This is a genomic window from Limosilactobacillus galli, assembly GCF_947381495.1.
Lineage (GTDB): Bacteria > Bacillota > Bacilli > Lactobacillales > Lactobacillaceae > Limosilactobacillus > Limosilactobacillus galli.
Window position 1 is genome coordinate 1 of sequence record NZ_CANCWK010000164.1, and the last position, 201, is coordinate 201.

Consider the following 201-nt stretch of genomic DNA (forward strand, 5'->3'; position numbering starts at 1 on the left):
GGGATGGATAGGCCCCTTTAGCGCCCGTTAGGGCGTTTTTTAGTTTCGTTGTATTTTTGATTGTTGATGTATTGCTCATATTGCCTAACGTGCTCATGTAGTAGCTTGGCGACCATAGATGACAACCCCAGTATTGGGATTGTCTGATTTCTGGATGTCTCCTGAGGAAGATAAAAGCACTTCTACCTTTCAGGGCCTTGA

The 201-nt window shown here is 44.8% G+C and carries 1 protein-coding gene; it reads right to left on the minus strand.

Annotation, left to right across the window (positions count from 1 at the left end):
* Positions 1 to 201: transposase (locus QOS10_RS09730; RefSeq protein WP_408621594.1), on the minus strand; the 201-nt coding region annotated here is incomplete at both ends.